Source organism: Pseudomonas sp. B12(2026) (assembly GCF_057767015.1).
Genome location: NZ_CM173430.1, coordinates 4,822,731 through 4,835,461, shown reverse-complemented (window position 1 = coordinate 4,835,461; position 12,731 = coordinate 4,822,731). Strand labels below are relative to the sequence as shown.

Annotated in this window: 10 protein-coding genes; 4 read left to right on the top strand and 6 right to left on the bottom strand. The window is 68.5% G+C overall.

Features of this window, described 5'->3' with window-relative positions; translation table 11 throughout:
- Nucleotides 1-18: 18 nt before the first annotated feature.
- The 4 genes from AC3B6A_RS22480 to AC3B6A_RS22465 form a co-directional block, all read right to left on the bottom strand.
- The gene (locus tag AC3B6A_RS22480) at nucleotides 19-1,476 is read right to left on the bottom strand and encodes an amino acid permease (protein ID WP_488403674.1); all 1,458 of its coding nucleotides are present in this window, start codon (nucleotides 1,474-1,476) and stop codon (nucleotides 19-21) included.
- A 105-nt stretch (nucleotides 1,477-1,581) separates the two neighbouring features.
- On the bottom strand, nucleotides 1,582-2,586 hold the full coding sequence (locus AC3B6A_RS22475) for a methyltransferase (protein ID WP_488399319.1): 1,005 nt from the start codon (nucleotides 2,584-2,586) through the stop codon (nucleotides 1,582-1,584).
- Nucleotides 2,587-2,638: 52 nt separating this feature from the next.
- Nucleotides 2,639-3,403, bottom strand: a complete 765-nt coding sequence (locus AC3B6A_RS22470) for a DUF1835 domain-containing protein (protein WP_488399318.1) — start codon at nucleotides 3,401-3,403, stop codon at nucleotides 2,639-2,641.
- Nucleotides 3,400-4,365 (bottom strand): 2-hydroxyacid dehydrogenase, encoded by a 966-nt coding sequence (locus tag AC3B6A_RS22465; RefSeq protein WP_488399317.1) that lies wholly within the window; start codon nucleotides 4,363-4,365, stop codon nucleotides 3,400-3,402. Before AC3B6A_RS22465 ends, AC3B6A_RS22470 begins: the two co-directional genes overlap by 4 nt.
- A gap of 81 nt (nucleotides 4,366-4,446) precedes the next feature.
- Between AC3B6A_RS22465 and AC3B6A_RS22460 the strand changes: the two genes are divergently transcribed.
- Nucleotides 4,447-5,082, top strand: a complete 636-nt coding sequence (locus AC3B6A_RS22460; protein WP_488399316.1) for a LysE family translocator — start codon at nucleotides 4,447-4,449, stop codon at nucleotides 5,080-5,082.
- 145 nt (nucleotides 5,083-5,227) lie between these two features.
- Here the strand turns inward: AC3B6A_RS22460 and AC3B6A_RS22455 are convergent, their stop codons facing one another.
- The gene (locus tag AC3B6A_RS22455) at nucleotides 5,228-6,004 is read right to left on the bottom strand and encodes an AraC family transcriptional regulator (protein WP_488399315.1); all 777 of its coding nucleotides are present in this window, start codon (nucleotides 6,002-6,004) and stop codon (nucleotides 5,228-5,230) included.
- Between the two features lie 88 nt (nucleotides 6,005-6,092).
- Here AC3B6A_RS22455 and AC3B6A_RS22450 point away from each other — a divergent pair, with 88 nt between their 5' ends.
- Nucleotides 6,093-7,277, top strand: coding sequence for an MFS transporter (locus AC3B6A_RS22450; protein ID WP_488399314.1), 1,185 nt, complete (start codon nucleotides 6,093-6,095; stop codon nucleotides 7,275-7,277).
- A 119-nt stretch (nucleotides 7,278-7,396) separates the two neighbouring features.
- Here the strand turns inward: AC3B6A_RS22450 and AC3B6A_RS22445 are convergent, their stop codons facing one another.
- The gene (locus tag AC3B6A_RS22445) at nucleotides 7,397-8,572 is read right to left on the bottom strand and encodes a thiolase family protein (RefSeq protein WP_488399313.1); all 1,176 of its coding nucleotides are present in this window, start codon (nucleotides 8,570-8,572) and stop codon (nucleotides 7,397-7,399) included.
- A gap of 257 nt (nucleotides 8,573-8,829) precedes the next feature.
- On the opposite strand from AC3B6A_RS22445, the gene AC3B6A_RS22440 reads away from it, so the two are divergent.
- Both AC3B6A_RS22440 and AC3B6A_RS22435 read left to right on the top strand, forming a co-directional pair.
- Entirely contained in the window at nucleotides 8,830-10,512 is a 1,683-nt protein-coding gene (locus AC3B6A_RS22440) for a fatty acid--CoA ligase (RefSeq protein WP_488399312.1), read from the top strand.
- 206 nt (nucleotides 10,513-10,718) lie between these two features.
- The gene (locus AC3B6A_RS22435; protein WP_488399311.1) at nucleotides 10,719-12,641 is read left to right on the top strand and encodes a DUF1302 domain-containing protein; all 1,923 of its coding nucleotides are present in this window, start codon (nucleotides 10,719-10,721) and stop codon (nucleotides 12,639-12,641) included.
- Nucleotides 12,642-12,731: the final 90 nt, after the last annotated feature.

The following is a 12,731-nucleotide window of genomic DNA, read 5'->3' as shown; positions in this document are numbered from 1 at the left end:
GCAAGCCTGCGCGTCGGATCAGTCGCGGCCGGGGCGCACGTCCATGTCCTCGTAGCGGACGAAGCGGGTGCCGTTCTTCACGCGGTAGCCCAGCCAGATCGCCAGGAACAGCGGCAGGGTGATGTAGGTGGCGATCAGCCCGGCCCAGTCCACCTGCTCGCCGACGAACGCCTGGTAGTTCTGCCCCAGGGTGATGACCAGGCAGAGGACGAAGGCGAACAGCGGGCCGAAGGGGAACCACTTGGCGCGGTAGGGTAGGCTGCTCAGGTCGCCGCCCTGCAGGACGAAGGCCTTGCGGAAGCGGTAGTGCGACACGGCGATGCCCAGCCAGACGATGAAACCGCACATGCCCGAGGCGTTGAGCAGCCAGGTGTAGACGGTCTTGTCGCCGATGAAGCTGGTGAGGAAGCACAGCGCGCCGATGACCGTGGTGGCGTACAGGGCGTAGCGCGGCACGCCGCTCTCGGACACCTGGCTGAACAGGCGCGGCGCCTTGCCCTGGGTGGCCATGGTGTAGAGCATCCGGGTCGAGGCGTACATGCCCGAGTTGCCGGCGGAGAGGATCGCCGAGAGGATCACCGCGTTCATCACCCCCGCCGCGGCGGCCAGGCCGGCGCGCTGGAACAGCAGGCTGAAGGGCGAGGTGCTGATGTCGCTGCTGTCGGTCTTGAGCAGGTTCGGATCGGTGTAGGGGATCAGCATGCCGATCACGAAGATCGACAGGATGTAGAACATCAGGATTCGCCAGAACACCTGGCGGATGGCGACGGGAATGGACTTCTGCGGGTTTTCCGACTCGCCGGCGGCCACGCCGATCAGCTCGGTGCCCTGGAAGGAGAAGCCGGCGATCATCGCCACCCCGATCATCGCCTGCAGGCCGCCGGCGAAGGGCGCATCGCCGGCGGTGAAGTTGCTCAGGCCGGGGCTGTCGATGCCGTGCATGATGCCGATGATGCTGGCCAGGCCGATGCCGATGAAGATCACCACGGCGACCACCTTGATCAGCGCGAACCAGAACTCGCTCTCGCCGAAGCCTTTCACCGAGAAGAAGTTGAGCAGGAACATGATGCCCAGGAACACCACGCTCCAGTAGATGCCGGGCACGTCGGGGAACCAGAACTTCATCACCAGCTGCGCGGCGACCAGCTCCGCGGCGATGGTCACCGCCCAGTTGTACCAGTAGTTCCAGCCCATGGCGAAACCGAAGCCATCGTCGATGAAACGGCTGCCATAGGTGCAGAACGAGCCGGAATCGGGGATGTACGCCGCCAGTTCGCCCAGGCTGCTCATCAGGAAGAACACCATCAGGCCGATCAGCGCGTAGGCCATCAGCGCGCCGCCGGGGCCCGCGGTGGCGATGGTGCTGCCGGAGGCGACGAACAGCCCGGTGCCGATGGAGCCGCCGATGGCGATCATGTTCAGGTGGCGCGGCTTGAGGGAGCGCTTGAGGTGATGCGGCTTTTCCTTCGGCCCCATGGCGAAAGTCAGCTCGACATCGTTGGTTCTTCGGTTCACGGGTGTCCTCGATGGTCTGGGCATGCCGCGGCGCGCCGCTCCGGCGGCTCGCGGCGGTGTCTCGGGTCAGCGGCGCCGGGCGCTGTAGATGCGGAAGCCGTCGGCTTCGGCCAGGGTCTGGCAGGGGCCGAGGTGCTGCTCGATCAGCGGCGGGTATTTCAGGAAGCTGTTGGCCACCAGGCGCAGTTCGCCGCCGGCCGCCAGGTGGCGAGCGGACTGGCGCAGCAGGTGCTCGGTGGCGGCGTAGCTGGTGTGCACGCCCTGGTGGAAGGGCGGGTTGCTGACGATGGCGGCCAGGTTTTCCGGCGCGGCATCGATGCCGTCGCCGGCGATCACCTCGCCGTCCAGGCCGTTGGCGGCCAGGGTCAGGCGGCTGCTCTCGACGGCGAAGGCATCGACGTCCAGCAGGGTCAGGCGGCTCTGTGGATAACGCCGCTTGAGGGTGGCGCCGATGACGCCCGCGCCGCAGCCGAAGTCCAGCAGATGGCCGCTCGGCAGGCCGTCCAGATGCTCCAGCAGCAGCGCGCTGCCGCGATCCAGGCGGCCGTGGCTGAACACGCCGGGCAGGGTGACCACCTGCAGCGGGCCGTCGCTCAGCGGCAGTTCGTAGCGTTGCGCCAGGGCGTGCAGCTCGGGCGCCGCCGGCGCGCCGTCGACGTGCGCGTGCCACAGCTGGCAGTGGCGGGCGCTGTCCAGCTTGCTGGCGCGGCCGAATGCGCCGAGCTGCTTGCTGGCGCGCTCGACGCCGGCGCGCTTCTCGCCGACCAGGTACAGCTCGCCGTCCGCCACGCGGCTGGCCAGGGCGGCGAGCAGGTAATCGGTGAGTTCGCGGGATTTGGGCAGGAACAGCACGGCGGCGTCGAAGCGGCCTTGCGGCGCCGTCGCGCCGAAGTGGCAGCGGCCCGGGTGGCGCGCCTCGAGCTGCGGGTGTTCGCCGGCGTGCCAGCTCCAGCCCTGGGCCTGCGGCAGGTCGCCGAGCAGGGCGTCGGCGGGCAGGCCGGCCAGCAGGACGCGGCCCTGGAAGCGCTCGATCTGGCGCAGCAGCACTTCGCTGGTGGGGGCGTTGGACATGCGGCCTCCTCGAAAAAAGGGCGCGAGTTTAGCAGGGCTGCGGCGGCCGAGCCTAGGCGAGCCGCACTTCGCCGTCGCTCCAGAGGTCGTTGCCGCGCAGCTCCAGGCGGCCCGCCGCGACTTGTTCGCGCAGGCGCCAGGTGGCCAGCAGGTCGCTGACGAACAGGCCGTCGACGTAGGCCATGGTCGGGCCGATCAGCGATTGCAGCGGGCGCCAGGATTCGCTGGCGCTGTCCAGCAGGACGTGGTCGATGTGCGCGTAGCCGGCGCCGCTCAGCTCGCCGTCCAGCCACAGGCGCAGTTCGGCGTCCTCGGCCAGCGCGCGTCGCCAGTCGTCGCCCAGGCGCTGGCGTTCGGCGGCGTCCACTTCATGGCTGGCGGCCAGGGCGTTGGCCAGTTCGACGGGCTTGAGCATGGCGATGGCGTGGCGGTCCTCGCAGCGGCACTGGCCACTGCCGGCGCCGACGCTGCGCAGGGTGACCTGCGCCGGCAGCAAGGCGCAGGCGCGGCGCAGCAGCAGTTGTTCGCTGGCGCTGTCGCCATGCCAGAGGGTGACGGTGGCGGCGTCCGGGCTGCGCAGCCAGTTCGCGTCGCTGGCCAGTTCGAGGGCGATCTCGCGCTGGCGCAGGGCTTCGCCGCCCAGTTCATGCCAGAACGCTGCACGTTGCCGGCAGGGCGGGTTGTCGACGTCGAGCAGGGGGCCGACGGCCAGGTCGTCCGGCATCACGCGGATTCTTTTTTCGGTCAGCACGCCGGCCTCCACCGCCCGGCGCAGGGCGTCGGCGGCACCGTCGCCGCAGACCAGGTGCAGGCTCACGGCACCACGACCCGGCGCGGCTCGCCGGCGAAGAAGGCGGCGGCGTTCTCGCTGAGCTGGCCGACGATGCGCTGCCGCGCCTCGCGGCTGCCCCAGGCGCTGTGCGGGGTGAGGATGAAGCGCGGGAGGTCGCCGGCCAGCAGCGGGTTGCCGTCCTTCGGCGGCTCGACGCTGAGCACGTCGAAGGCCGCGCCGCCCAGGTGGCCGCGGCGCAGGGTGTCGGCCAGCGCCTGTTCGTCCACCAGGCCGCCGCGGGCGGTGTTGATGAGGAAGGCGTTCGGCTTCATCAGGTCCAGCTGGCGCTGGCCGATGAGGTGGCGCGTGGCCTCGGTCAGCGGGCAGTGCAGGGTGAGGGCGTCGACCTGCGGCAGCAGTTCGTCCAGCGCCAGGCGGTCGGCGCGCGGCGGGCGGCCCGGCAGCGCGCCGAGCAGCACGCGCATGCCGAAGGCTTCGGCGAGCTTCGCCACCGCCCCGCCCAGTTCGCCGTGGCCGAGCAGGCCGAGGGTCTTGCCTTCCAGTTCGACGATGGGGAAGTCCAGCAGGCAGAACTGCGGCGCCTGCTGCCAGCGCCCGGCGCGGATCGCCGCCTGGTAGTCGGGCAGGCGGGTGGCCAGGGCGAGCAGCAGCATCAGGGTGTGCTGGGCCACCGACGGGGTGCCGTAGCCCTGGCAGTTGCTCACCGTCACGCCGTGGCGGCGGGCGGCGGCGAGGTCGATGTTGTTGGTGCCGGTGGCGGCGACGAGGATCAGCTTGAGCTGCGGGCAGCGCTCCAGCGCGGCGGCGTCGATGCGCACCTTGTTGCTGATCGCCACCTGCGCGCCGTCGAGCCGTTCGGCCACCTGCTGCGCATCGCTGCGCCCGTGCAGGACCAGTTCGCCGAACTGCGCGCGCAGCGGCGCGAGGTCGAGGTCACCGAGGTCGAGGGAGGCATGGTCGAGGAAGACGGCGCGAGCGCTGTTCATGGGGGCTGTACCTTTTGCGGCAAAACGGACTGACGTAAGGTTGTCAGCCTAACCGGTTTTCCACAGGCGTGCGGAGGCTCGATGTACTGGACGGAATTTCTCACCGTGGCGTTCATCCACCTGCTGGCGGTGGCCAGCCCCGGGCCGGATTTCGCCGTGGTGGTGCGCGAGAGCGTGACCCACGGGCGCCGCGCCGGCACCTGGACGGCGCTGGGCGTGGGCTGCGGGATTTTCCTGCATGTCACCTATTCGCTGCTGGGCATCGGCCTGATCGTTTCCAGGTCCATCGTGCTGTTCAACGCGCTGAAATGGCTGGCCGCCGCCTACCTGCTGTACATCGGCTTCAAGGCGCTGCGCGCGCGTCCGGCCAGCCCGTCCGCCCCGGCCGCCGAGGGCGTCGCCGAGCCGCTGGTGCGCACGGCGCGCGGAGCCTATGTCGCCGGTTTCGTCACCAACGGGCTGAACCCGAAGGCCACGCTGTTCTTCCTCTCGCTGTTCACCGTGGTGATCAACCCGCACACGCCGCTGGCGGTGCAGGCTGGCTACGGCGTCTACCTGGCCGGCGCGACGGCGGCCTGGTTCTGCCTGGTGGCGCTGCTGTTCAGCCAGCAGCGCGTGCGCGCCGGCTTCGCCCGCATGGGCCACTGGTTCGACCGGATGATGGGCGCGGTGCTGGTGGGGCTGGGGATCAAGCTGGCGTTCACCGAGTTGCGCTGAGCGTGCGGCGTGACGCTTTCGTAGGAGCGGACCTTGTCCGCGAATCGCGCCGGCATCTCAGGATTTCGCGGATAAGATCCGCTCCTACAAGAGCCGCACGGGATTCGCGCCATAGGAGCGGTGGGGCGGGGTGCGGGGCGCGGGTTCAGACCTTGATTTCCGCCAGTTGCGCCAGCGCCTGCAGATACTCCCGCGGATTCTCCCCCAGCAGCCGGCGGAACATCGCGCTGAACGCCCGCCCGCTGGTGTAGCCCAGCGCCGCCGCCACGCCCTGCACGCTCTCGCCGGCCAGCAGACGGGGCAGCGCTTCGGTCAGGCGCAGCTGCTGGCGCCATTCCTGGTAGCTCATGCCCAGCTCCTGGCGGAACAGCCGCGCCAGGGTGCGCGAGCTGGCGCCCACCTGCTGGCCCCAGTCCTCCAGGGTGTGCGGATGCTCGGGGTTCTTCAGCAGCGCCTTGCAGATCGCCTGCAGGCGCCGGTCGGCCGGTAGCGGCAGGGCCAGCGGCAGGCGCTCCAGGGTGGCGATCTCCAGCAGGATCAACTGTTCCAGCAGCGGCAGCGCCGGCTCGCCCGGCTGCGCCTGCCAGCGGATGCAGCGCAGGATCATCTCCCGCAGCAGCGGTGTGACGGCCAGCACGCAGCAGTCCGTGAGGTGCTCCGGGCAGGCTCCGGCATGGATGAACAGGGTGCGCATGCGCACCTCGCCGGACATGTGGATCTCGTGCCGGGTGCCCGGCGGAATCCACACCGCGCGGGTCGGCGGGATGACCCAGGCGCCCTGGCGGGTGACCAGCCGCATCAGGCCGCTGGCGGCGTAGAGCAGCTGCGCCTGCGGGTGATGGTGGGGCTGCACGTGGTGGCCGTCGAGGTAGTCGAGGCCGACGGCGGCGAGGCGCTGGTCGTCGGGAAGGTGGAGGTCCATGTCGGGTTCGATGACTTTTCTGTCAGGTATGCGATTTATCGACAACCTAGCATGGACGCTCATCCCACCCAAGCCGAGCGCCCGAGCCATGTCCCGACCTCGAACGATCATCCGCTACATCAATGCCGCCCACGTCATCGACCACATGTTCATGCTGATCTACCCGGCCGCCGTGCTGGGGATGACGCAGAGCTTCGGCCTGCCGTACGCGCAGATGATCGGCCTGTCCCTGGGCGGCTTCATCGCCTTCGGCGCCTGCTCGATCCCGGCCGGCTGGCTGGGCGACAAGTGGGACCGCCGGCAGATGATGCGGCTGTTCTTCCTCGGCATCGGCGCGGCGGCGATTCTCACCGGGCTGGCGAACTCGGTGCCGCTGCTGGTCGCCGGCCTGACCCTGATCGGCGTGTTCGCCGCGATCTACCACCCGGTGGGCACGGCGATGCTGGTGGCGCATGCGCAGAACCGTGGCCACGAGATCGGCATCAACGGCATGTGGGGCAACCTGGGCGTGGCCTTCGCCGCCCTGCTGACCGGTTTCCTCAGCGCGCAGTTCGGCTGGCGCGCGGCGTTCATCCTGCCGGGGGCGGTGGCGCTGCTGATCGGCATCGGCTTCGCCTGGCAGGTGCGCGCCGAGGCGCCGCTGGCGGTGACGCATCCGGCGCCGCGCGGCGTCGGCGGGCAGAAGCTGTCGATGCCCCGGGTGTTCGGCGTGCTGGCGCTGGTGACGGCCACCGGCGGGGTGGTGTTCAACGCCAGCACCGTGACCTACCCGCGCCTGTTCCAGGTACGGCTCGACGAGCTGCTGGCCTCGCCGCAGAGCCTCGGCGTGGTGGTCAGCCTGGCCTATGCCTTCGGCGCCGTGGCGCAGCTGATCATGGGCCGTCTGCTCGACCGCTTCAGCCTCAAGGGGCCGTTCCTGGTCATGACCTTCTGCCAGGGCCCGCTGCTGGTGGCGCTGGCCTACGCCGAGGGCTGGCCGCTGGCGGTGCTCGGCGGGCTGTTCATGTTCGCGGTGTTCGGCCAGGTGACGGTGAACGACGCGATGGTCGCCAACTTCGTCGCGCCGCGGTGGCAGGCGCGGGTGTTCGCCCTGCGCTACTTCGTCTCCTTCGGGGCCAGCGCGGCGGCGATCCCGCTGATCCGCTACATCGAGCCGCGCCACGGACTGGCCGGGCTCTACCTGATCCTGGCGGTGCTGGGAGCGATCACCTTCCTGGCGGCGGTGGTCTTTCCGCGCACGGCGCCGCATGGGGCCAGGGTGGCGAAGGCTTAGGCCGGGGCGTTGCAGCAGGGCGGTTCGCGAGCAAGCTCGCTCCTACAAGAGCAATCGCGGTTGCGGGCCCGACAAAAAAGGGGCGCCAGTGGCGCCCCTTTTTCATGCCTGATGCGGAATCAGACCAGTTCGATCGCCACCGCGGTGGCTTCGCCGCCGCCGATGCACAGCGAGGCGATGCCGCGCTTGCCGCCCGTCTTCTGCAGGGCGTTGATCAGGGTGACGATGAGCCGCGAGCCGGTGGAGCCGACCGGGTGGCCCTGGGCGCAGGCGCCGCCGTAGACGTTGACCTTGGCGTGGTCCAGGCCGTGTTCGCGCATGGCGAGCATGGTGACCATGGCGAAGGCTTCGTTGATCTCGAACAGGTCGACGTCGTCCTTGTTCCAGCCGGTCTTCCTGAACAGGTTGGTCATGGCGCCGATGGGGGCGAGGGTGAACTCGGCCGGGTCCTGGCTCTGGGTGGCGTGGCCGACGATCTTCGCCAGCGGCTTGAGATTACGGCGCGCGGCTTCCTCGGCGGTCATCAGGACCAGCGCGGAGGCGCCGTCGGAGATGGAGCTGGCGTTGGCGGCGGTGATGCTGCCGTCCTTGCGGAAGGCCGGGCGCAGGCCGGGGATCTTGTCCGGGTTGGCGGTCAGCGGCTGCTCGTCGTCCTTCACCACGGTCTCGCCCTTGCGGGTGGTGACGGTGACCGGGACGATTTCGGCGGCCAGCGAGCCGTCGGCGATGGCGGCCTGGGCGCGCTTGAGCGATTCGATGGCGTAGGCGTCCATCTCTTCGCGGGTGATGCCGTACTGGTCGGCGGTTTCCTGGGCGAAGGAGCCCATCAGGCGGCCGCTGCGGGCGTCTTCCAGGCCGTCGAGGAACATGTGGTCCTTGATCTCGGCGTGGCCCATGCGCAGGCCGGTGCGGGCCTTCTCCAGCACGTAGGGGGCGTTGGACATGCTTTCCATGCCGCCGGCGACCATCACGCTGTTGGTGCCCGCCTTGAGCAGGTCGTGGGCCAGCATCACGGCCTTCATGCCGGAGCCGCAGAGCTTGTTGATGGTGGTGCAGCCGGTGGCGGCCGGCAGGCCGGCGTTCAGCGCCGCCTGGCGGGCCGGGCCCTGCTTGAGGCCGGCGGGCAGCACGTTGCCCATGATCACTTCCTGCACGTCCTCGGGCTGGATGCCGGCGCGGGAAACGGCTTCGCGGATGGCGATGGCGCCCAGCTCCGTGGCGGTGACGCCGGACAGGCTGCCCTGGAAGCCGCCCATGGGAGTACGGGCGCCGCTGACGATGACGATCTCGGACATGAAACTACCTCTTCGCTCTTGTTGTGGGAGCCCGCGCATGGCCGGCTGCTCCAGCTCTCAGGCCATACCCGGGCCCCGGGTAAGGGTATCGGTCGTGAACGACCGGGCGGGGGTGATTCTACCGCGTGACCGGATTGCGCCAAAGAGTCATCGGCAAATCACTCTTTTGACTGATGAATGGGCGCCGGCGGGTCTCTAGAGTCGGACTCATCCTGATAAGTCCCACCCTGCAATCCAGCCTTGAGAGTGCGCGCGTCATGCTGAAAACCCGTGTCATCCCCGCTGCACAGAACGCCTACCAATACCCGTTGTTGATCAAGAGCCTGCTGCTGTCGGGCAGCCGTTACGAGAAGGGCAGGGAGATCGTCTACCGCGATGCCGTGCGCTACAGCTACGCCACCTTCAACGAGCGCGTGGCGCGGCTGGCCAACCTGCTGAGCGAGGCCGGGGTGAAGGCCGGCGATACCGTGGCGGTGATGGACTGGGACAGCCATCGCTACCTGGAATGCATGTTCGCCATCCCGATGATCGGCGCGGTGCTGCACACCATTAACATCCGCCTCTCGCCCGACCAGATCCTCTACACCATGAACCACGCCGAGGACCGCTTCGTGCTGGTCAACAGCGAGTTCGTGCCGCTCTACCAGGGCCTCGCCGGCCAGCTGACCACGGTGGAGAAGACCCTGCTGCTCACCGATGGCGCCGACAAGAGCTGCGCGCTGCCCGACTGCATCGGCGAGTACGAGACCCTGCTGGCCGCCGCCAGCCCGCGCTACGCCTTCCCCGACTTCGACGAGAATTCGGTGGCCACCACCTTCTATACCACCGGCACCACCGGCAACCCCAAGGGGGTGTACTTCACCCACCGCCAGCTGGTGCTGCACACCCTGGCGATGGCCTCGACCATCGGCAGCCTGGACAGCATCCGCCTGATGGGCACCGACGACGTGTACATGCCGATCACCCCGATGTTCCACGTCCACGCCTGGGGCGTGCCCTACGTGGCCACCATGCTGGGGGTGAAGCAGGTCTACCCGGGCCGTTATGAGCCGGAGCTGCTGTGCAAGCTGATCCGCGAGGAGAAGGTGACCTTCTCCCACTGCGTGCCGACCATCCTGCAGATGATGCTCAACGCCGCCAGCGCCAAGGACCATGATTTCGGCGGCCTGAAGATCATCATCGGCGGCAGCGCGCTGAACCATGCGCTCTACGACGCCGCCAAGGCCCGCGGCATCCAGCTGACCGCCGCCTACGGCATGTCCGAGACCTGCCCGCTGATTTCCTGCGGCTACCTCAACCAGGAGCTGCTCGCCGGCAGCGAGGACGAGCGCACCACCTACCGGATCAAGGCCGGCGTGCCGGTGCCGCTGGTGGAGGCGGCGATCATGGACGACCACGGCCGGTTCCTCCCGGCGGACGGCGAGTCCCAGGGCGAACTGGTGCTGCGCGCGCCCTGGCTGACCCAGGGCTATTTCCGGGAGCCGGAGAAGGGCGAGGAGCTCTGGGCCGGCGGCTGGATGCACACCGGCGACGTCGCGACCCTCGACGGCATGGGCTTCATCGACATCCGCGACCGCATCAAGGACGTGATCAAGACCGGCGGCGAGTGGCTGTCCTCCCTGGAGCTGGAAGACCTGATCAGCCGCCACCCGGCGGTGCGCGAAGTCGCCGTGGTCGGCGTGCCCGATCCACAGTGGGGCGAGCGGCCCTTCGCCCTGCTGGTGCTGCGCGAGGGGCAGTCGCTGGACGCCAAGGGACTGAAGGAGCACCTCAAGCCTTTCGTCGAGCAGGGACACATCAACAAGTGGGCGATTCCTTCCCAGGTCGCCGTTGTTACCGAAGTTCCCAAGACCAGCGTCGGCAAGCTCGACAAGAAGCGTATCCGGGTAGACATCGCCCAATGGCAGGAGGCCGGCAGCGCCTTCCTTTCCACGGTTTGAGCGACGACCGGCTGGTCACTGCGTGGAGCGTGCGTGCCAAGCAAGCGCTTGGCCGCCCGCAGCCCAGTGGTGGTGCCGCTCCGGGCCTGCGCAGGCGTCTAGGAAGGGGCTTTGTAGGCGAAATCACACTTTAGAGCGATCAAGCTGCGGGGGACGCTGGATATAGTCGCCACTACTCATAACAAAAAACACATGGAGTAGCGTCGATGAAAACCATGCAACATATCTGGCGGCTGGCGCGGTTGCCGCTGGCGGTCAGCCTGGCTTCCTCGCTGGCGACCCCCGCTTCCGCCGTCACCTTCAATATCGGGGAAATCGAAGGCTCGTTCGACTCGTCGCTGTCCGTGGGGGCCAGTTGGTCGACGGAGAGCCCGAACAAGAACCTCATCGGCGTCAACAACGGTGGCAAGGGGCTGTCCCAGACCTCCGACGACGGCCACCTGAACTACAAGTCCGGCAAGACCTTCTCGAAGATCTTCAAGGGCATCCATGACCTCGAGCTGAAGTACCAGGACACCGGCGTGTTCCTGCGCGGCAAGTACTGGTACGACTTCGAGCAGAAGGACGAGGGCACCGAGTTCAAGCCGCTCAGCGACCACAACCGCAAGGAAGCCGCCCAGGCCTCCGGCGCCGAACTGCTCGACGCCTTCATCTACCACAACTACACCATCGGCGAGCTGCCGGGCACCGTGCGCCTGGGCAAGCAGGTGGTGAACTGGGGCGAGAGCACCTTCATCCAGAACGGCATCAGCGTGATCAACCCGTTCGACGTGACCGCCTTCCGCCGTCCGGGCTCCGAGATCAAGGAAGCCCTGGTGCCGGTGAACATGTTCTACCTGTCGCAGAACCTCACCGACAACCTCTCCGCCGAAGGCTTCTACCAGCTGGAATGGGACCAGACGGTGGTCGACAACTGCGGCACCTTCTTCTCCCAGCCGGACGTCGTCGCCGACGGCTGTACCCAGAACCTGGCGGTGCTGACCAACAACCAGACCTCGATCAACACCCTGAACGCGCTGCTCGGCCCGAGCCTGGCGCTGACTCCCTCGCCGTGGAACGAGGGTATCGTGGTCCAGCGCGGGCCCGACCGCGACGCCCGCGACAGCGGCCAGTACGGCCTGTCGCTGAAGTACTTCGCCGACAGCCTGAACACCGAGTTCGGCGGCTACTACATGAACTACCACAGCCGCCTGCCGATCTTCAGCGGGCGCGGCGCCGATGCCTCCAAGGTCGCGCAGATCAACCAGCTGATCACCAACATCGCCGCCATCAGCCCGACCCTGGCGGCCCAGGCCGGCGCCGCGGCCATGGCCGGCAATTCCAGCTACTTCATCGAGTACCCCGAAGACATCCACCTGTACGGCCTGAGCTTCTCCACCACGCTGCCCACCGGCACCGCCTGGAGCGGCGAGATCAGCTACCGGCCGAACGCCCCGGTGCAGCTGAACACCACCGACATCCTCTATTCCGGCCTGGACCCGGTGGCCATCGGCGGCAACCACGTCTACGACAACGCCTCGGTGCTGACCGGCACCGCCGGCGAGGACCTGCACGGCTACCGCCGCAAGGAAGTCACCCAGCTGCAGACCACCTTCACCCACTTCTTCGACCAGGTCATGGGCGCCGAGCGTCTGACCATGGTGGGCGAGATCGGCTGGACCCACGTCGGCGGCCTGGAAAGCCAGAACAAGGCGCGCTATGGCCGCGACCCGGTGTTCGGCCCCGGCCCGCTGGCCGGCAACCTCAGCGGCCTGCCGACCTGCGAGGCACTGAACACCTCCACCCTGGGCACCCCCAACGCCAACAACGTCAGCCGCAACTGCGAAAGCGAAGGCTTCACCACCGCCGACTCCTGGGGCTACCGCGTCCGCGCGATCTGGGACTACAACGACGTCTTCGCCGGCGTGAACCTCAAGCCGAACGTGGCCTGGCAGCATGACGTGGACGGCTACTCGCCCGGCCCGGGCGGCAACTTCGAGGAAGGCCGCAAGGCGGTCAGCCTCGGCGTCGACGCCGACTACCTGAACACCTACACCGCGAGCCTGGCCTACACCAGCTACTTCGACGGCAAGTACTCCACCGTCGACGACCGCGACTTCGTCAGCCTCAGCTTCGGGGTGAACTTCTAAGCCGGCCGTTCAACCGGCCCCGGCCCGCACCCGCGGCGGGCCTTCCGCGCGGCCGGCCAGACCGGCCGCGCAGGGTGGCAGACAAGACCC

What these genes read in the sequence shown, in the direction of transcription:
- AC3B6A_RS22480 (WP_488403674.1), bottom strand. Translation starts at nt 1,476, where the DNA reads ATGGGGCCGAAGGAAAAGCCGCATCACCTCAAGCGCTCCCTCAAGCCG.
- AC3B6A_RS22475 (WP_488399319.1), bottom strand. Translation starts at nt 2,586, where the DNA reads ATGTCCAACGCCCCCACCAGCGAAGTGCTGCTGCGCCAGATCGAGCGC.
- AC3B6A_RS22465 (WP_488399317.1), bottom strand. Translation starts at nt 4,365, where the DNA reads ATGAACAGCGCTCGCGCCGTCTTCCTCGACCATGCCTCCCTCGACCTC.
- AC3B6A_RS22460 (WP_488399316.1), top strand. Translation starts at nt 4,447, where the DNA reads ATGTACTGGACGGAATTTCTCACCGTGGCGTTCATCCACCTGCTGGCG.
- AC3B6A_RS22455 (WP_488399315.1), bottom strand. Translation starts at nt 6,004, where the DNA reads ATGGACCTCCACCTTCCCGACGACCAGCGCCTCGCCGCCGTCGGCCTC.
- AC3B6A_RS22450 (WP_488399314.1), top strand. Translation starts at nt 6,093, where the DNA reads ATGTCCCGACCTCGAACGATCATCCGCTACATCAATGCCGCCCACGTC.
- AC3B6A_RS22445 (WP_488399313.1), bottom strand. Translation starts at nt 8,572, where the DNA reads ATGTCCGAGATCGTCATCGTCAGCGGCGCCCGTACTCCCATGGGCGGC.
- AC3B6A_RS22440 (WP_488399312.1), top strand. Translation starts at nt 8,830, where the DNA reads ATGCTGAAAACCCGTGTCATCCCCGCTGCACAGAACGCCTACCAATAC.
- AC3B6A_RS22435 (WP_488399311.1), top strand. Translation starts at nt 10,719, where the DNA reads ATGAAAACCATGCAACATATCTGGCGGCTGGCGCGGTTGCCGCTGGCG.